Consider the following 17632-nt stretch of genomic DNA (forward strand, 5'->3'; position numbering starts at 1 on the left):
AAGCCAAGGCGTATAGCGCATTGGAAAAAATCAGCTTCGACGGCATGCAATACCGTAAAGACATTGCCGACAAAGCCATCAACCGTTAATCAAAGAAACAGGTCGTCTGAAAACGTATAGTGGATTAACTTTAAACCAGTACGGCGTTGCCTCGCCTTGCCGTACTATCTGTACTGTCTGCGGCTTCGTCGCCTTGTCCTGATTTAAAGTTAATCCACTATATTATTATTTCACGCAACTGACTTGACGGTTTTACCCGTCCGTTGTGTTGAGACTCCTGCCTGAAACCGCCGATTTCCGTAAAGTTGAAACGCATCGGAATCAGGTATAATCCATCCCTATTTCATTTTCAGACGACCTTGAGCCATTTAAGGATATTCCCATGAGCAAGAAACGCGTCCTCACAGGCGTAACCACCACCGGCATCCCGCATCTGGGCAACTACGTCGGCGCCATCCGCCCTGCCGTCCGCGCGGCGCAAAACCCCGATACCGAATCCTTCCTCTTCCTCGCCGACTACCACGGCATCATCAAATGCCACGAGCCGGAGATGATTCACCAATCCACCCAAGCCGTTGCCGCCACCTGGCTTGCCTGCGGACTCGACCCCGAGCGCACTACCTTCTACCGCCAAAGCGACATTCCCGAAGTGATGGAATTGAACTGGATTCTGACCTGCATCACCGCCAAAGGTCTGATGAACCGCGCCCACGCCTACAAAGCCGCCGTGCAGGCAAACGCTGAAAACATCAGGAAGACCCCGACCACGGTGTAGAAATGGGTCTGTACAGCTATCCAATTTTAATGACCGCTGACATCCTGATGTTCAACGCCAACGAAGTCCCCGTCGGCCGCGACCAAATCCAACACGTCGAAATGGCGCGCGACATCGCCGGCCGCTTCAACCACCGCTTCAAAGAAGTCTTCACCCTGCCCGAAGTGAAAATCGACGAAAACGTCGAACTCTTGGTCGGCTTGGACGGACGCAAAATGTCCAAATCCTACGGCAACACCATTCCGCTTTGGGAAAACGACAAGAAAACCCAAAAATCGGTCAACAAAATCATCACCAACATGAAAGAGCCGGGCGAGCCGAAACAGCCCGACGAAAGTCCTCTATTTGAAATCTACAAAGCCTTCTCCACGCCGTCTGAAACCGCAGCGTTCACACAAATGCTTGCCGAAGGCCTGGCATGGGGCGAAGCCAAAAAACTCTTGGCCGCCAAAATCAACGCCGAGCTGGCTGAACCGCGCGAACGTTACAACAAGCTGACCGCCAATCCTTCGCAAATCGAAGACATCCTGCAGGCGGGCGCCGCCAAAGCGCGCAAAGAAGCACGCGAACTGCTGGACCAAGTACGCGACGCCGTCGGCATCCGTCCATTGAAGTAAATCTCAAAAGGTCGTCTGAAAAAGCAGTCCGCTTATATTTCAGACGACCTTTTCCTGTTTAAAACAAGGAATATCCGATGAAAGCCTTTCCAATTCTCTTATCCGCCCTTTTGCTCGCCGCCTGCGGCAAATCCGAAGCCCCAGCCGAGCCCGCCCAAAATGCCACCGAAGCCGCGCCCAAACCCGCGTTTAAAGTCAAATACATCGACAACAACGCCATCGCAGGCTTGGATTTAGGTCAAAGCAGTGAAGGCAAAACCAACGACGGCAAAAAACAAATCAGCTATCCAATTAACGGCTTGTCCGAACAAAACGTCATCCAACTGATCGGCAACCACCCCAACGATTTAGAAGTCATCAGCGGCAAATGTATGGAAACCGGCGACAAAGGCGAGCCTTTGGGCTGGACTGAAAACGGCAAATGCCATGCCTTGTTTGCCAAACTGGTCGGCAACATCGCCGAAGACGGTGGCAAACTAACCGGCTACCTCCTCTCCCACGCCGCCCTGCAACCGTATCAGGCAGGCAAAAGCGGCTATGCCGCCGTTCAAAACGGCCGCTACATCCTCGAACTCGACAGCGAAGGAATGTTCTACTTCCGCCGCCGCCACTATTGATTGATCGAGCGGGTGCACCCATGACCGTACACACCTTAATCCGCGCCCTGCCTAAAGCCGAATTGCACGTCCATATCGAAGGCACGTTCGAGCCGGAATTGATGTTCGCCATCGCCGGGCGCAACGGCGTTTCCATTCCCTATGCGGATGTGGACGCCGTGCGCCGCGCTTACGATTTTCACAACCTCCAGTCCTTCCTCGATATTTACTACGCAGCGGCGGCGGTCTTGCTCCACGAACAGGATTTTTACGACCTGACCACCGCCTATTTCGCCCGCTGCCGTGAGGACAACGTCGTCCACACCGAAATCTTCTTCGACCCGCAAACCCATACCGCGCGCGGCGTACCGTTTGAAACCGTCATCAACGGCATTACCCGCGCCCGCCTGGAAGCGCAGGAAAAATGGGGCATTTCCAGCAGGCTGATTATGTGTTTCCTGCGGCATTTAAGCGAAGAGTCCGCGTTTGAAACGCTTGCCCAAGCGCAGCCTTTCAGACGACATATCGACGGCATCGGACTGGATTCGGGCGAACTCGGCAACCCGCCCTCGAAATTCGAGCGCGTCTTCGCCCAAGCCCGCGCACAAGGTTTTCCCGCCGTCGCCCATGCCGGTGAAGAAGGTCCGCCCGAATACGTTTGGGAAGCGTTGGATTTGCTGAAAGTCGTCCGCATCGACCACGGCGTGCGCTCCGAAGAAGACGAAACCCTTATGCAGCGCCTGATTGCCGAACAAATGCCCCTGACCGTCTGCCCATTGAGCAACCTCAAACTCAAAGTCGTCGGCGACCTGTCCCGGCACAACCTGCGCCGTATGCTTGAGTGCGGCGTATTGGTTACCATCAATTCAGACGACCCCGCCTACTTCGGCGGCTACCTCAACCAAAATTTCATCGAACTTGCCGACGCATTGGATTTGAATGAAACGGACATCCGCACCTTATGTAAAAACTCGTTCAAAGCCTCGTTTTTAAGTGCGGAAGAAAAAGCAAAACGGTACGCCGAAATCGACGGCATCCATGTTTAGACACAAAGCCGACCTGAAAAACAATCCGGTCGGCTTTGTTTTTATCTAAAAATACAAATCCTCTAACCACAGCCAATTCCCTACCAAACCACTCAACTATCCGCCCGAAATCTGTTAAAATACCGACCTATCCTAATAAATACAGCATCAAAAGGCACACAATCATGGCTCTTTTGCAGATTTCCGAACCCGGCATGTCCGCCGCTCCGCATCAACACCGCCTCGCCGTCGGCATCGACTTGGGTACGACCAACAGCCTGGTTGCCACCGTCCGCAGCGGCAGCCCGGTTTGTCTGACCGATATGGACGGGCGTACCACCCTGCCCTCTGTCGTCCGCTACGGCGAAGGCGATGCCGTCGAAGTCGGCAAAGCCGCCCTTGCCGCCCAAAAAACCGACCCGCTGAACACCATCAGCTCCGCCAAACGCCTCATCGGCCGCACGCTTGCCGACCTCGCGCAGGACGCGCAATACCTGCCCTACCGGTTCACGCCCAACGAGCGCGTGGTCGAACTGAACACCCGCCAAGGTGCCAAAACGCCTATCGAAGTGTCGTCTGAAATCCTCAAAGCCCTCAAATCGCGTGCCGAAGAAACATTGGGCGGCGATTTGGTCGGCGCCGTCATTACCGTTCCCGCCTATTTCGACGATGCCCAACGCCAAGCCACCAAAGATGCCGCGCGTTTGGCGGGCTTGAACGTATTGCGCCTGCTCAACGAGCCGACCGCCGCTGCGATTGCCTACGGGCTGGACAACGCCTCAGAAGGCACGTTTGTCGTTTACGACTTGGGCGGCGGTACGTTCGACGTATCCGTATTGCAACTGACCAAAGGGCTGTTTGAAGTCAAAGCCACCGGCGGCAACAGCGCATTGGGCGGCGATGATTTCGACCACCGCCTGTTCTGCCACCTGCTCGAACAAAACGACCTTTCCAAACTCAACGAGCGCGACAGCCAGCTTCTGCTTTCCCTTGTCCGCGCCGCCAAAGAACAACTGACCGGCCAAACCGAAGCCGTCGTCGAAGCCACGCTTTCAGACGGCCGCAAAATCCATACCGTCATTACCCGCCAAGAATTTCACCACCTGACGCAAAATCTGGTGCAAAAAACCATAGAGCCGGTCAAACAGGCACTGAAAGACGCGGGCGTGACCAAAGCCGACATCAAAGGCGTGATTATGGTCGGCGGTTCCACCCGTATGCTGCACGTTCAACAAGCAGTCGCTACCTTCTTCGGACAAACCCCGCTGAACAACCTCAACCCCGACGAAGTCGTCGCGCTCGGCGCCGCCATACAGGCGAACGTCCTTGCCGGTAACAAAACCGACGGCGAATGGCTGCTGCTGGACGTTACCCCCTTGTCGCTCGGTTTGGAAACCTACGGCGGACTCGCCGAAAAAATTATCCCGCGCAATTCCACCATCCCCACCGCGCGCGCGCAGGATTTCACCACCTTCAAAGACGGCCAGACCGCCATGACGATACACGTCGTACAAGGCGAGCGCGAACTCGTTTCCGACTGCCGCAGCCTTGCCAAATTTACCCTGCGCGGCATTCCGCCCATGACCGCAGGCGCGGCGCGTATCCGCGTTACCTTCCAAGTTGACGCCGACGGCTTGCTGTCCGTTTCCGCCCAAGAACAAAGCACCGGCGTACAGGCGCAAATCGAAGTCAAACCTTCCTACGGCTTGGACGACGACACCATCACCCAAATGCTCAAAGACAGCATGAGCAACGCCGCCGAAGACATGGTGGCACGCGCCCGCGCCGAAGCCGTGGTCGAAGCCGAAAGCCTGACCGACGCCGTCAACGCCGCCCTTGAGTTGGATAGCGATTTGCTGGATGCCGAAGAATTGCAACAAATCCAGCAAGACATCGCCGATTTGCAAGGTCGTCTGAAAGACGGCAACGCCGAAGACATCCGCGCCGCCGTCGCCAAACTCAGCCACAGTACCGACAACTTCGCCGCCAAACGCATGAACCGCAACATCCAACGTGCGCTGACGGGGCAAAGTGTCGATAATATTTGATGGTTAACCGATTTCAGACGACCTCGAAAGACACAAAGGTCGTCTGAAAATCTAATATCCAAACCGACACGATTTCTTCTATGAGACTCTGGCACCAAACCCTCATCCCCCTACTCCCCCGCGCCCAGCTTTTGGGGCAACACCGCGAATGCGCCGCCTTGCGCGGAGCAGGCTGGGGCAGGCCGCACGCGACGGTGAATTACGTTTTCACCCATTCGCCTGACAAGCTCTATCTGTATCACGCGTTGATTATGGAAGAAATGGAAAAACGCGGTTACAAACCCGACCCGTTGTGGAAAGACCCGCTGTACCGCGGCAAAGCGGTTGCCCCTTATCCCGCACACGATATCGAAGCCGCCGATTCGCCGATTTACCCCGAACACGATGATGCTTATCTGGACGAATGTCTGGAAAATTTAAAAAACAAAGGCATCGTGTTATAAACGGTTTCAGACGACCCTTTCATCACAAAAGGTCGTCTGAAATATAGTGGATTAACTTTAAACCAGTACGACGTTGCCTCGCCTTAGCTCAAAGAGAACGATTCTCTAAGGTGCTGAAGCACCAAGTGAATCGGTTCCGTACTATCTGTACTGTCTGCGGCTTCGTCGCCTTGTCCTGATTTAAATTTAATCCACTATAATGACCAACCCAGCACGAGCAAACCATGAACAAACTTACAAATCTCCCATTCAAGGAAAAAGTCAACGAACTCAATGAAAATCTCATTGCTTTTGCAGAACCGGAAACTGTATTCTGTGAAAAACAGCCATGGCTAAAAAATCATTTCCTACCCATGATGAGTATAGATTTGGGAGAATTTAAAACAGAATGGAGTGGCACAATCGTCCATCTTATCAACCCAATCGAACCTTATGAATACTATATAGGTGGCTTCACACCTGCTTACCACAATGAATTTATTGGTGAAAACTGGTTGGCTTTCCGTTTGACAGACGATAACAAATATGAATTTTTGGGAGAAGAAGGCTATTTCACCCGCAGTCCTCAATACAGAGAGAACTTAAAACAAATACTTTGCGCCGATTTCGATCCCAATGCTTTTGAAAACAAAGACATTCTGGAAAAGCGTAAAGAAGAGTTTTATCAAGAAGCACTGAAGTATTTCGATGAATCTGTTCAAATCTATCAAAAGAACAAATCAGATTTTGAAAAACGAGAGGGACTGTACGGCGACGAGCCTTACGACAATGCCTATTCTGGTCTATATCTTGATAGATTAGGCGGAGTGATTAAAGGTGGAAATTGGGTAGATACTAGTCCCATTCCTCCCGCCTTCACTCTAAAAGAAGACAAGGATTGGAACGTATTCATAGAACACCAGGGTAATCCTTTCTACCATATTGCCTCATGCTCAGGATATGGATACTCCAACGGAGCAGATGACGTAATTCTGCTCTACGAACCCGTCAGCCGGATTGCATTATTTACATTCGAATGGACATAGAACACAGACTATTGTTAAACCCCACCATTATCAAACCACTCATTACAAGAGACAATAAAAATGCCCAAAATCACCGTACTCCCACACGCCGTATTATGCCCCGAAGGCGCAGTCATTGAAGACGCGCCCGAAGGCAAAACCGTCCTTGACGTACTGCTCGACCACGACATCGAAGTCGATCACGCCTGTGAAAAATCCTGTGCCTGCACCACTTGCCACGTCATCATCCGCAAAGGCTTCGACAGTTTGGAAGAGCCGAGCGAGCTGGAAGAAGACCTGCTCGACCAAGCATGGGGCTTGGAAGCCGACTCGCGCCTGAGCTGTCAGGCAGTGGTTGCCGACGAAGACTTGGTGGTGGAAATCCCCAAATACACCATCAACCACGCGCGCGAAGATCATTGATGCAAAGAGGTCGTCTGAAACGGATACAGCAATGTTCAGACGACCTTTCAAAAGCAAATAGTTTGGGATTCATTGTTGAAACGTTTAACCTTGCTTTCACTCCTATTCTTCCTGCACACAGCCTATGCCGATCATGCTAAATGGCAGGAAGTGACTTGCTATCAATACAACCAAGCAGAAGTAGATAAGGCAATGGAAAAAATTGTTGGCGACACCAAATATCGCAATAAGCAATTGAATGCCATGATTGATAAAATCAAGCGCCCTGTCCGCTACCGTATCAGGACAACCCCAATAAAACGTTTTGGGCTTGCGGTTGAAAATGGGGATTACTTCACCTCTTGTAAACCAATCCAAGACAAGAGCCATTTGATTTTATTTTTATACTATCAGGGTAGCAATTTAAAATCCTTGGGCATTACCAAAACTAAGATTCAAAATGGTAAAGAGGTTTTAGTAAGTAATAATCTTTATGCCTATTCGGAATCTAAAAACATTTTTGAACGCTCGGGAGATATCAATAATTCCGAGGAAGCTTGTATTACAAAATCCTGTAAAAAAGAAATCATTGTGTATAAGCACCCCGCTGCCTTTAAAGACATAACAACATATCAATACCCGTCTTCCTTCATTCTGAAAAAGTTTGGACTTGGGGGGACGAAGCTGTCTGACCATGCTATTCCCTTGGAGTAACAATAACACCGTCTTTAAAAGCAAACAAAAAGTCGTCTGAAACTGCCTTACCGACCGTTTTCAGACGACCTTGCGTCAAATCGCTGCCAAATCGTTTATTTGGAACGTGGAACGACAAACCTTAAGCGCGATACTTTCATCGAAGCGACGGTTTGCGCAACAGGATAATTTTCCACTCTGCCTTTGGCGTTCAGCATACTGAGGCTGCTGCCATGACGGGTAATGATGCTCTTAGGTTCGGGCTTCGGTGCCGGTTCGTTTTTTGCTTCGGTTGTGACGGATTTCGGCGGTTCGGGGACATATCCCGCCAAGCCGAAGCGTTTGATGATTTCGTTTGCGGCATCCATATAACGTTGTTTTGCTTCTTCGTTTTCCACCGCCATATCGTCAAGCGCAACAGACACGTCGTTGCCGCAGCCGACAATGCGTTCCGCAATACGCGAATACACCATCCAGCGTTTCAAACGCAAAGCGCCCGCATCTTCGCCCGGCGCGGCGGCATCCAAAGCAATCATGCCGTAACGCTTGCCATAACGGAGGCGCAAGGAAAGACGCTTCAGCCCTTCGCTATCATCCAACATCTGATAAAGCTCGCGGATAAGCAGCAGCAGGCGGTCGAACACCCCCGCTTTGGCAAGATAATTAGGATCATCGGAGGCGAGCGCGTAAATAAGTTTGGATAATTTGGCATTGAGTGCGTTGTTCATCGATTTTCCTGTTATTCATACTATAATGGATTTCTTTAAGAACCATTCCAAATGATTTGGTTGCATGACAAAGTGTAAATTTTCCTTAGTGAAAGTCAGAAAAATGTATTAACGTACGCCTTGAAAATATTACATAGGAAAATACCATATGCGATTTCAGACGCATTAATCATTGCCGACACGAATTTTCCCCAAAGCATTAAAACCTAAACAAGCCATCCCGAATCAACCCATTCGGACACTCCAAAAGGAACGACATCATGAAATGGACAGACACCCAACGCATCGCCGAAGAACTCTACGACCTGCACGGCGACAGCATCGACCCGAAAACCGTTCGCTTCACCCAACTGCGCGACCTGATTATGGCGCTGCCCGACTTCGACGACGATCCCGCACGCTGCGGCGAACGCATCCTCGAAGCCGTACAACAGGCATGGATTGAAGAAGCTGAGTGAGGCAACATCATTTGCAAGCTAAAAACCAAGACGTCGTCTGAAAATTTTTCAGACGACGTTTGAATGGGTTGATAGCCAACTCAAGCGCAAAACATCTTATTGCTTTTGCTTTACCAACAAAAATACAAGCCATTGAAATCCATTTAATTTCAAGATATTCCCACATATCTGAATTGTATTTTCTCCCCGGCTTGCCCTCATATGAATAGAGGCAAGCATAATGGCAGCCACATTAAAATAATTCATAAACTTTCTGAAAATTTTGAATTTGACTCATACAAAAGACAAATTTATCATACAAGCCTGAAAACGTTTAAAAAAGACAACCGAGGTACACAGCCAATGAGTTACGCAAAAGAAATCAATGCGTTAAACAACAGCCTTTCCGACTTGAAGGGCGACATCAACGTTTCGTTCGAATTTTTCCCGCCGAAAAACGAACAAATGGAAACCATGCTGTGGGACTCCATCCATCGCCTGCAAACCCTTCATCCCAAATTCGTTTCCGTAACTTACGGCGCAAACTCCGGCGAACGCGACCGTACGCACAGCATCGTCAAACGCATCCAACAGGAAACCGGCTTGGAAGCCGCGCCGCACCTGACCGGCATCGACGCCTCTCCCGACGAATTGCGCCAAATCGCCAAAGACTATTGGGACAGCGGCATCCGCCGTATTGTCGCCCTGCGTGGCGACGAGCCACCCGGTTATGAGAAAAAACCGTTTTACGCCGAAGATTTGGTCAAACTCCTGCGCTCTGTCGCCGACTTCGACATCTCAGTAGCGGCATACCCCGAAGTGCATCCCGAAGCGAAATCCGCACAAGCCGACCTGATTAATCTGAAGCGCAAAATCGATGCGGGCGCAAACCATGTCATCACCCAATTCTTCTTCGACGTAGAACGCTACCTGCGCTTCCGCGACCGCTGCGTAATGCTGGGCATCGACGTCGAAATCGTTCCCGGCATCCTGCCTGTTACCAACTTCAAGCAACTCGGCAAAATGGCGCAAGTAACCAACGTCAAAATCCCGAAATGGCTGTCGCAAATGTATGAAGGTTTGGACGACGACCAAGGCACACGCGGAATCGTGGTGGCGGCAAGTATCGCCATCGACATGGTCAAAGTCCTGTCCCGCGAAGGCGTGAAAGATTTCCACTTCTACACGCTCAACCGCAGCGAGCTGACTTACGCCATCTGCCATATTTTAGGCGTGCGTCCTTAAAGCCGAAAACGGTTTCAGACGACCTCAGGGGGTCGTCTGAAAAACAAAACGCCGCCCCATCCGCCCTATTCTGATTTACAATACCGACCGATTCGGATTGAACCGGTCCTTACAAAATCCAACTGGAGAGTTCAACATGACAACATTACATTTCTCAGGCTTCCCGCGTGTCGGCGCCTTCCGTGAATTGAAATTCGCCCAAGAAAAATACTGGCGTAAAGAAATCAGCGAACAAGAGCTGCTCGACGTCGCCAAAGACCTGCGCGAAAAAAACTGGAAACACCAAGCCGCCGCCAACGCCGATTACGTTGCCGTAGGCGATTTCACTTTCTACGACCACATCCTCGACCTGCAAGTCGCTACTGGCGCGATTCCCGCCCGTTTCGGCTTCGACAGCCAAAACCTGTCTTTGGAACAATTCTTCCAACTGGCGCGCGGCAACAAAGACCAATTCGCCATCGAAATGACCAAATGGTTCGACACCAACTATCACTACTTGGTGCCTGAATTCCACGCCGATACCGAATTCAAAGCGAACGCCAAACACTACGTTCAACAACTGAAAGAAGCCCAAGCTTTGGGTCTGAAAGCCAAACCGACCATCGTCGGCCCGCTGACCTTCCTGTGGGTAGGTAAAGAAAAAGGCGCAGTCGAATTCAACCGCCTGAGCCTGTTGCAAAAACTGCTGCCCGTTTACGTTGAAATCCTGAATGCTTTGGTTGAAGCCGGTGCCGAATGGATTCAAATCGACGAGCCTGCTTTGGCTGTTGACCTGCCTAAAGAATGGGTGGAAGCCTACAAAGACGTTTACGCCACTTTAAGCAAAGTAAACGCCAAAATCCTGTTGAGCACTTACTTCGGTTCTGTTGCCGAACACGCCGCATTGCTGAAAGCTCTGCCCGTTGACGGCCTGCACATCGACTTGGTACGCGCTCCCGAACAACTGGACGCATTTGCCGACTACGACAAAGTCCTGTCTGCCGGCGTTATCGACGGCCGCAACATCTGGCGCGCCAACCTGAACAAAGTTTTGGAAACTGTCGATCCCCTGAAAGCCAAACTGGGCGACCGTTTGTGGATTTCCAGCTCTTGCTCGCTGTTGCACACTCCATTTGACTTGTCAGTTGAAGAAAAACTGAAAGCCAACAAACCCAACCTCTACTCTTGGTTGGCATTTACCCTGCAAAAAACTCAAGAATTGCGCGTTCTGAAAGCCGCATTGAACGAAGGCCGTGATTCCGTTGCCGAAGAACTCGCCGCCAGCCAAGCTGCTGCCGATTCACGCGCCAACAGCAGCGAAATCCACCGCGCAGACGTTGCCAAACGCCTGACCGACCTGCCTGCCAATGCAGACCAACGCAAATCACCGTTTGCCGACCGTATCAAAGCGCAACAAGCATGGTTGAACCTGCCCCTGCTGCCAACTACCAACATCGGTTCTTTCCCGCAAACCACCGAAATCCGCCAAGCACGCGCAGCCTTCAAAAAAGGCGAACTGTCTGCCGCCGATTACGAAGCCGCGATGAAAAAAGAAATCGCCTTGGTGGTTGAAGAGCAAGAAAAACTGGACTTGGACGTACTGGTACACGGCGAAGCCGAGCGTAACGACATGGTCGAATACTTCGGCGAATTGTTGAGCGGTTTTGCATTCACCCAATACGGCTGGGTACAAAGCTACGGTTCACGCTGCGTGAAACCACCGATTATCTTCGGTGACGTAAGCCGTCCTGAAGCCATGACTGTCGCTTGGTCTACTTACGCACAAAGCCTGACCAAACGCCCGATGAAAGGCATGTTGACCGGCCCCGTAACCATCCTGCAATGGTCTTTCGTCCGCAATGACATCCCACGTTCTACCGTGTGCAAACAAATCGCACTGGCCCTGAACGACGAAGTATTGGATCTGGAAAAAGCAGGTATCAAAGTCATCCAAATCGACGAACCTGCCATCCGCGAAGGTCTGCCTTTGAAACGTGCCGATTGGGATGCCTACCTGAACTGGGCAGGCGAATCCTTCCGCCTGTCCTCTACCGGTTGCGAAGACAGCACACAAATCCACACCCATATGTGCTACTCTGAGTTCAATGACATCCTGCCTGCCATCGCAGCTATGGACGCCGACGTGATTACCATCGAGACTTCACGTTCCGACATGGAACTGTTGACTGCGTTCGGCGAATTCAAATACCCGAACGATATCGGCCCGGGCGTTTACGACATCCACAGCCCACGCGTACCGACAGAAGCCGAAGTGGAACACCTGTTGCGTAAAGCCATCGAAGTCGTACCGGTTGAACGCCTGTGGGTAAACCCAGACTGCGGTCTGAAAACACGCGGTTGGAAAGAAACTCTGGAACAACTCCAAGTGATGATGAACGTTACCCACAAACTGCGTGCCGAATTGGCAAAATAAGTTTGAACTAGCGTAATCAAAAGGTCGTCTGAACATTTTCAGACGACCTTTTTACCAAATTAATATTTCATTTTTCCATCAAACTGAGCCTCCATAGCCTATCCTCCCCATTGTCTTCCACAATAATCTTTTATGACTAATGGGCAAAATAATTTATTTAGGGTATAATTACACGAAACTAAATTAAAACAGCGGCTAACTGTATCTACTCACAAACAGCAAAATCCGCATATATAGTGGATTAAATTTAAATCAGGACAAGGCGACGAAGCCGCAGACAGTACAGATAGTACGGAACCGATTCACTTGGTGCTTCAGCACCTTAGAGAATCGTTCTCTTTGAGCTAAGGCGAGGCAACGCCGTACTGGTTTAAAGTTAATCCACTATATCAAACAACACATTACAGCAACAAACAATAAGGATGCACGCTATGGGAATCATCAGTCTTATCTTCATCGCCGTAATACTGACCGTATTACTACTCAACTTCAAACAAAAATTAGACCGTTGCAAAAGAGATTATCAAGAATCTTTTGTTGCACTCCGTATCGCCCTAGCATGCCGCCATCAGGCAGTCAGACATGTTTTGGATGCTTCAAAAATTTATCTGGGACGAGAAGATGACAATGTCGACAGCAATTTATTGTCCTCATGTGGCGATGCTGAAGCCGTATTGACCCAAGCATCCAAATCATTTTCACCTGAATCCCTTTCGCGCTTGTGCAACGCAGAAGCAAGCTTGAACAACTCACTCCGCGCCCTGCAAGAAGTTTTAGAAAAAAGCCTGAAACAACGCCCCGATCAAGGTCTGAAAAGCCAGCTTGAAATGCTGGACGCCGCCGAAACCGATGTTGTATCTGCACGACGCGCCTACAATCGATCTGCAGAACGCTACAACCGCATGTTGAGAAAAACCATGAGCGGGCTTGTTGCCAAAGTATTGGGTTATCACGCGAAAGCCAGCCTGATTAAATTTGAGGACAACAGTGTTCCGCAAATGAGCAAACACTTGATGGCTTGATAAACGTGGCGCAAATAGATCAGGATGTAACGTTGTAATTTGGTCTTAATCTGAATATCACAAGCCATAGAAATAGCACAGAATCCATCCATTCTGTGCTTTACTATAGTGGATTAACTTTAAACCAGTACGGCGTTGCCTCGCCTTAGCTCAAAGAGAACGATTCTCTAAGGTGCTGAAGCACCAAGTGAATCGGTTCTGTACTGTCTGCGGCTTCGTCGCCTTGTCCTGATTTAAATTTAATCTACTATGATATCCCTTATCCTCAAATGGAAAAACCATTCCAATCCTTCTCTTGAGAAAACAGGAAAATTATCAATCAAATTATTGCTTCTTCAAACCTTTGGCTTTAACGACGGCAATAGTACCGTCAATACCTTTTTGCTTAATCAACTCATTGAATTGATTTCGGTATACGGTTACTAAACTTGTGCCATCTAGACGGAAATTGTAGATTTTATAGGCAGAACCTACCCGATAAAGCTGATACGCCACTTCGTATTTCTTACCACTCTTCGTTTGAAGCTCCGAAAACACATCAAACTTATTGCCGTTTTCAGTCATTTTAGGCAGCAATTTCACCTTCGCATCGGCAGCGCCAACCAAAGCGGAATGGGAATACATTGAAACCACCATCTCTTTGAATGCCTGAATAAAATCTGTTTTCTGCTGTGCTGAGAAATTGCGCCAAGGCGCGCCGACAGCCAAAGCGGAAATGCGTTCATAATCCAAATAACGGTCGGCATACTGCTGTATTTGTTTGACACGCTGCGGCTCGCTCAAGGAAGTATTGCGTGCGATTTTCAAAACAGTATCGATATTTTGCTGCATCTGCTCTTGTGCAGGATGTGCAGCGGCAACATACGGGGCGGCAAGCACCATAGGTGCAGCCAGTACAAAAGCGGACAAATAGGATGCCATATACGTACCTATTTCTAAAAGTTTTAAAGGTTAATTGTAAAACTTTATATTTTAGAAATATTTAACGTAATGTAAAACCAAGAAAGGCAGGTAAAGAAGGTAGGAACAGCCTACATCCGACTCAATTCCCTTTGCAGGGCTTGGATGTTTTGCTGGCGGTCGAGTACCGCGCTTTGCAGGCTGTTGATTTCCTGTTGGTTGACATGACCGCCTTTGGCTACACGGGCTTGCGCCAGAGATTTTTGCGCTTCGCCCAGCGCTTTACGCTCGTTGCTCAACTCTGTTTCCAAAATCGAACGGCGGCTAGCACTGCCGGAAGATTTGGGCGCAGGCGTTGCTGCGACTTCAGGAGCCGGACGGATGGGCGCAGGTGCAGGATTTGCCTTAGCGGTATTTTTAGGTGCAGGTTTTGCGTTGCCGGCTCGTTTTGACGGAGCTTCGGCAGTAGGCTCGGGCATTTCTAAAGCGGGAGCATCGTAGCGCGTGCTGCTGTATTTGCCTATGGTCGGTAAATCTGCCGAATGGCAGTTTCCAGATGGGCGCGAAGTATAGACGACTTCGCCGTTGACTGTGCAGGTATAGATTTTAGAGGAAGCTTGTGTGCCTGATGCGGCGGCAAACATCAGCAATGAAGCTGCCAATGCGTGAAGTGATTGTTTCATGGTAAGGTCGTAATGTGAAATAAGTAATTTTTCGATAGATATTGCATTCAACTGTAATAGTATAACAATGCCAGCATATTCTCTCAAATAGGACGGCTGACTTTTTTAATTTCAAACCAAACCGTCTCATTCGTTATAGCGAAAATTGCCTCACTCGTTTTCAGACGATGTTTTTGCGGCTTTATCCGATTTTTTGGAGCGTGATTTGGCGTTTTTGCTCTTTGTCTCTTGCTCTTGCGCCTTTTCCCGCGATTTTTCTTTTGAACGCGCCTTCTTGGGCTTGGCCGCCTTTTCTTCGGTATCGCTACTTAATTTGTTGATTTTCAGACGGTATGCACCGCCTTGGTGGCTGCTGATTTTGGGCAGATCCGCGCCTGTGCAGTTTCCAGATGGTTCGGATGTGTAGGTTTTGCTGTTACCGGAATGGCAGCTGAAGACGGCTGCTGCGGTGTGGAGGGATAAGCCCAAAATGAGGGAGGATGCGACGATAAGTGCCCCTTGCTTGATTCGTGAACGCATGTGTTTTCCGTAGTTTGAGTTTTCAGACGACCTATTTTTGTTTTTATATTGGATTAACTTTAAACCAGTACGGCGTTGCCTCGCCTTAGCTCAAAGAGAACGATTCTCTAAGGTGCTGAAGCACCAAGTGAATCGGTTCCGTACTATCTGTACTGTCTGCGGCTTCGTCGCCTTGTCCTGATTTAAAGTTAATCCACTATATACAGTTCGACAGTCTGAAGTGACCATGCCGAACTGTATTTTTTGGCGGCTTCTGAAGGCAAGTACGGAAACCCTCGCTGCGAAGTATTTATAGTTGTGTAAATTCTGCATCGATTTCCGTCAGGATTTGCTCTAGCTCTTCCTGCCACAAAAGCCAGTTTTCTTCTATTTGTGTTAATTTTACTTTAATTTCTGTTAATTGTGCGAGGGTTTGTTGTAATTTTGTTTTATTTTCGTCCAAATAGGCTTCCTCTTGTGCCAAAAATGTTTCACATGCCGTTTGAATTTCGGAAAGCTGCGCCATTTCTTTTTCGGCTTTGTCGATTTTCTGCTGTATCGGCTTGCCGCGTCGGGCTTTTTCTTGACGGATTTGTGCTTCGATACGCTTGGTGTCTTTGCGGTTTTGGCTTTGCGCGGAAGCGGCAGGTGCGGCGGTGGCGTTTTCCTGCGCCAACCTCCATTGACGATAATCGTTTAAATCGCCGTCAAAGTTTTTCAGACGACCTTTGTCAATCAGGAGGAAGCTGTCGGTAGTGGCTTCAAGCAGGCTGCGGTCGTGCGATACGACGATTAAGGCGCCTTGGAAACTTTGCAGCGCGAGCGTCAGAGCGTGGCGCATATCCAAGTCCAAATGGTTGGTCGGCTCGTCAAGCAGCAGCAAATTCGGTTTTTGCCAGATAATCATGGCAAGGGCGAGGCGGGCTTTTTCTCCGCCCGAAAAGGGTTCGGTTTTCTGCAACGCCATATCGCCGACAAAGTTGAAGCCGCCGAGGAAATTTCGGATTTCTTGTTCGCGCACTTCGGGAGAAAGCTGCTGAATGTGCCAAACAGGGCTTTGGTCGGCGCGGATGGTATCGAGCTGGTGTTGGGCAAAATAGCCGATATTGAGTTTTTCGGAACTGACGATGCTGCCGGAGAGCAAATTGATTTTGCCTGCCAAGGCTTTGATAAACGTAGATTTACCGCTGCCGTTGACACCCAATAGCCCGTAGCGTGCGCCGCTCTCCAGCGACAGGGTAATGTCATGCAGGACGGTTTTTCCTTCGTAACCCAAATCAGCGTGTTCCAGCTTCAGCAAGGGATTAGGCAGATGGTTGGGATTGTAAAATTCGAAGGAAAACTCGCTGTCCAGATGCGCGGGAGCGATACGCTCGAGCTTCGCCAATGCCTTCATACGGCTTTGCGCTTGAACGGCTTTGGTGGCTTTGGCTTTGAAGCGGTCGATAAACGATTGCAGATGTTTGATTTGCGCCTGCTGTTTGACATAGGCGGCTTGTTGCTGCGCTAGGCGTTGCGCGCGTTCGTTTTGGTAAAAATCGTAATTGCCGCCGTATTGCGTGAGCTTTTGCTGGGACAATTCAATGGTTTGGGTGGTTGCCGCATTGAGGAAATCACGGTCGTGGGAAATGATGATTTGCGTACAGGGTAAAGAGGCAAGGTGGTTTTCCAGCCACAAGACGGTTTCCAAATCCAAGTGGTTGGTCGGTTCGTCAAGCAAGAGCAAATCGGCGCGGCAAATCAAGGCTTGCGCAAGATTCAGACGCATACGCCAGCCGCCGGAAAAGGATTTGACGGGACGGCTGTGTTCTTCTTGCGAAAAACCCAGTCCGTTCAACAATTTCGCTGCACGGGCCGGCGCGGTATAAGCGTCGATTTCTTCCAATTTAGCATGGTATTCCGCCTGCTTCATGCCGTCATTTTGCGCTTCCGCCTGCGCCAAGGTCGTCTGAAAAGCCTGCAACTCGGCATCGCCCTGCAAAACGTAGTCCAACGCGGAGATGTCCAAGTCGGGCGTTTCTTGGGAAACGGAAGCCATCCGCCAATTTTTCGGAATCGAGACATCGCCGCCGTCCTGAGTGATTTCACCCTTGATTAAGGCAA

16 protein-coding genes and 2 pseudogenes are annotated in these 17632 nt (G+C 49.9%); 12 read left to right on the top strand and 6 right to left on the bottom strand.

Going from position 1 to position 17632, the window contains the following annotated elements; genetic code table 11:
* Positions 1 to 111: 111 nt before the first annotated feature.
* Positions 112 to 252, bottom strand: a pseudogene (locus HMPREF1028_RS14450) (IS5/IS1182 family transposase); the annotation flags it as partial.
* 130 nt (positions 253 to 382) lie between these two features.
* On the opposite strand from HMPREF1028_RS14450, the pseudogene trpS reads away from it, so the two are divergent.
* The 8 genes and pseudogenes from trpS to HMPREF1028_RS03300 all read left to right on the top strand — a co-directional run bounded on the left by trpS (position 383) and on the right by HMPREF1028_RS03300 (position 7624).
* Positions 383 to 1392 (top strand): annotated as a pseudogene (trpS, locus tag HMPREF1028_RS03265) (tryptophan--tRNA ligase).
* A 77-nt stretch (positions 1393 to 1469) separates the two neighbouring features.
* Positions 1470 to 2009 carry a hypothetical protein gene (locus HMPREF1028_RS03270; RefSeq protein ID WP_009311359.1) on the top strand — a complete coding sequence of 180 codons (540 nt, stop codon included), beginning with the start codon at positions 1470 to 1472 and terminating at the stop codon, positions 2007 to 2009.
* A gap of 20 nt (positions 2010 to 2029) precedes the next feature.
* Positions 2030 to 3034, top strand: a complete 1005-nt coding sequence (locus HMPREF1028_RS03275) for an adenosine deaminase (protein WP_009311360.1) — start codon at positions 2030 to 2032, stop codon at positions 3032 to 3034.
* A gap of 164 nt (positions 3035 to 3198) precedes the next feature.
* A complete protein-coding gene (gene hscA / locus HMPREF1028_RS03280) occupies positions 3199 to 5061 on the top strand; it encodes a Fe-S protein assembly chaperone HscA (RefSeq protein ID WP_009311361.1) in 1863 nt (620 codons plus the stop codon).
* Positions 5062 to 5141: 80 nt separating this feature from the next.
* A complete protein-coding gene (locus HMPREF1028_RS03285; protein ID WP_009311362.1) occupies positions 5142 to 5504 on the top strand; it encodes a TIGR02328 family protein in 363 nt (120 codons plus the stop codon).
* 224 nt (positions 5505 to 5728) lie between these two features.
* Positions 5729 to 6529 (top strand): hypothetical protein, encoded by an 801-nt coding sequence (locus tag HMPREF1028_RS03290; protein WP_009311363.1) that lies wholly within the window; start codon positions 5729 to 5731, stop codon positions 6527 to 6529.
* 60 nt (positions 6530 to 6589) lie between these two features.
* The gene (fdx, locus tag HMPREF1028_RS03295) at positions 6590 to 6931 is read left to right on the top strand and encodes an ISC system 2Fe-2S type ferredoxin (RefSeq protein WP_003764447.1); all 342 of its coding nucleotides are present in this window, start codon (positions 6590 to 6592) and stop codon (positions 6929 to 6931) included.
* A 75-nt stretch (positions 6932 to 7006) separates the two neighbouring features.
* Positions 7007 to 7624, top strand: a complete 618-nt coding sequence (locus HMPREF1028_RS03300; RefSeq protein WP_009311364.1) for a hypothetical protein — start codon at positions 7007 to 7009, stop codon at positions 7622 to 7624.
* A gap of 95 nt (positions 7625 to 7719) precedes the next feature.
* Here the strand turns inward: HMPREF1028_RS03300 and HMPREF1028_RS03305 are convergent, their stop codons facing one another.
* The gene (locus HMPREF1028_RS03305; protein WP_009311365.1) at positions 7720 to 8331 is read right to left on the bottom strand and encodes a hypothetical protein; all 612 of its coding nucleotides are present in this window, start codon (positions 8329 to 8331) and stop codon (positions 7720 to 7722) included.
* Between the two features lie 260 nt (positions 8332 to 8591).
* On the opposite strand from HMPREF1028_RS03305, the gene iscX reads away from it, so the two are divergent.
* From iscX to HMPREF1028_RS03325, 4 genes are all read left to right on the top strand, one after another.
* Entirely contained in the window at positions 8592 to 8789 is a 198-nt protein-coding gene (gene iscX / locus HMPREF1028_RS03310) for a Fe-S cluster assembly protein IscX (protein ID WP_003742471.1), read from the top strand.
* A gap of 342 nt (positions 8790 to 9131) precedes the next feature.
* Positions 9132 to 10013, top strand: a complete 882-nt coding sequence (gene metF, locus HMPREF1028_RS03315) for a methylenetetrahydrofolate reductase (protein ID WP_009311366.1) — start codon at positions 9132 to 9134, stop codon at positions 10011 to 10013.
* A gap of 136 nt (positions 10014 to 10149) precedes the next feature.
* The gene (gene metE / locus HMPREF1028_RS03320; RefSeq protein WP_009311367.1) at positions 10150 to 12426 is read left to right on the top strand and encodes a 5-methyltetrahydropteroyltriglutamate--homocysteine S-methyltransferase; all 2277 of its coding nucleotides are present in this window, start codon (positions 10150 to 10152) and stop codon (positions 12424 to 12426) included.
* A gap of 431 nt (positions 12427 to 12857) precedes the next feature.
* Positions 12858 to 13448 (top strand): LemA family protein, encoded by a 591-nt coding sequence (locus tag HMPREF1028_RS03325; RefSeq protein ID WP_009311368.1) that lies wholly within the window; start codon positions 12858 to 12860, stop codon positions 13446 to 13448.
* A gap of 324 nt (positions 13449 to 13772) precedes the next feature.
* Here the strand turns inward: HMPREF1028_RS03325 and HMPREF1028_RS03330 are convergent, their stop codons facing one another.
* The 4 genes from HMPREF1028_RS03330 to HMPREF1028_RS03345 form a co-directional block, all read right to left on the bottom strand.
* Positions 13773 to 14369 (bottom strand): ABC transporter substrate-binding protein, encoded by a 597-nt coding sequence (locus HMPREF1028_RS03330; protein WP_003758567.1) that lies wholly within the window; start codon positions 14367 to 14369, stop codon positions 13773 to 13775.
* Between the two features lie 110 nt (positions 14370 to 14479).
* A complete protein-coding gene (locus HMPREF1028_RS03335; RefSeq protein ID WP_009311369.1) occupies positions 14480 to 15031 on the bottom strand; it encodes a hypothetical protein in 552 nt (183 codons plus the stop codon).
* Between the two features lie 150 nt (positions 15032 to 15181).
* Positions 15182 to 15550, bottom strand: coding sequence for a hypothetical protein (locus HMPREF1028_RS03340; protein WP_009311370.1), 369 nt, complete (start codon positions 15548 to 15550; stop codon positions 15182 to 15184).
* Between the two features lie 289 nt (positions 15551 to 15839).
* The coding region (locus tag HMPREF1028_RS03345) for an ATP-binding cassette domain-containing protein (RefSeq protein ID WP_009311372.1) at positions 15840 to 17632 on the bottom strand (1793 nt) is incomplete at its 5' end.

It is taken from the genome of Neisseria sp. GT4A_CT1, from assembly GCF_000227275.1.
In the GTDB taxonomy this organism is placed as follows: domain Bacteria; phylum Pseudomonadota; class Gammaproteobacteria; order Burkholderiales; family Neisseriaceae; genus Neisseria.

Coding starts and splice junctions, on each gene's coding strand:
- HMPREF1028_RS03325 (WP_009311368.1), top strand. CDS start 12,858: ATGGGAATCATCAGTCTTATCTTCATCGCCGTAATACTGACCGTATTA.
- fdx (WP_003764447.1), top strand. CDS start 6,590: ATGCCCAAAATCACCGTACTCCCACACGCCGTATTATGCCCCGAAGGC.
- iscX (WP_003742471.1), top strand. CDS start 8,592: ATGAAATGGACAGACACCCAACGCATCGCCGAAGAACTCTACGACCTG.
- HMPREF1028_RS03335 (WP_009311369.1), bottom strand. CDS start 15,031: ATGAAACAATCACTTCACGCATTGGCAGCTTCATTGCTGATGTTTGCC.
- HMPREF1028_RS03305 (WP_009311365.1), bottom strand. CDS start 8,331: ATGAACAACGCACTCAATGCCAAATTATCCAAACTTATTTACGCGCTC.
- HMPREF1028_RS03290 (WP_009311363.1), top strand. CDS start 5,729: ATGAACAAACTTACAAATCTCCCATTCAAGGAAAAAGTCAACGAACTC.
- HMPREF1028_RS03340 (WP_009311370.1), bottom strand. CDS start 15,550: ATGCGTTCACGAATCAAGCAAGGGGCACTTATCGTCGCATCCTCCCTC.
- metE (WP_009311367.1), top strand. CDS start 10,150: ATGACAACATTACATTTCTCAGGCTTCCCGCGTGTCGGCGCCTTCCGT.
- HMPREF1028_RS03275 (WP_009311360.1), top strand. CDS start 2,030: ATGACCGTACACACCTTAATCCGCGCCCTGCCTAAAGCCGAATTGCAC.
- HMPREF1028_RS03285 (WP_009311362.1), top strand. CDS start 5,142: ATGAGACTCTGGCACCAAACCCTCATCCCCCTACTCCCCCGCGCCCAG.
- hscA (WP_009311361.1), top strand. CDS start 3,199: ATGGCTCTTTTGCAGATTTCCGAACCCGGCATGTCCGCCGCTCCGCAT.
- HMPREF1028_RS03270 (WP_009311359.1), top strand. CDS start 1,470: ATGAAAGCCTTTCCAATTCTCTTATCCGCCCTTTTGCTCGCCGCCTGC.
- HMPREF1028_RS03330 (WP_003758567.1), bottom strand. CDS start 14,369: ATGGCATCCTATTTGTCCGCTTTTGTACTGGCTGCACCTATGGTGCTT.
- metF (WP_009311366.1), top strand. CDS start 9,132: ATGAGTTACGCAAAAGAAATCAATGCGTTAAACAACAGCCTTTCCGAC.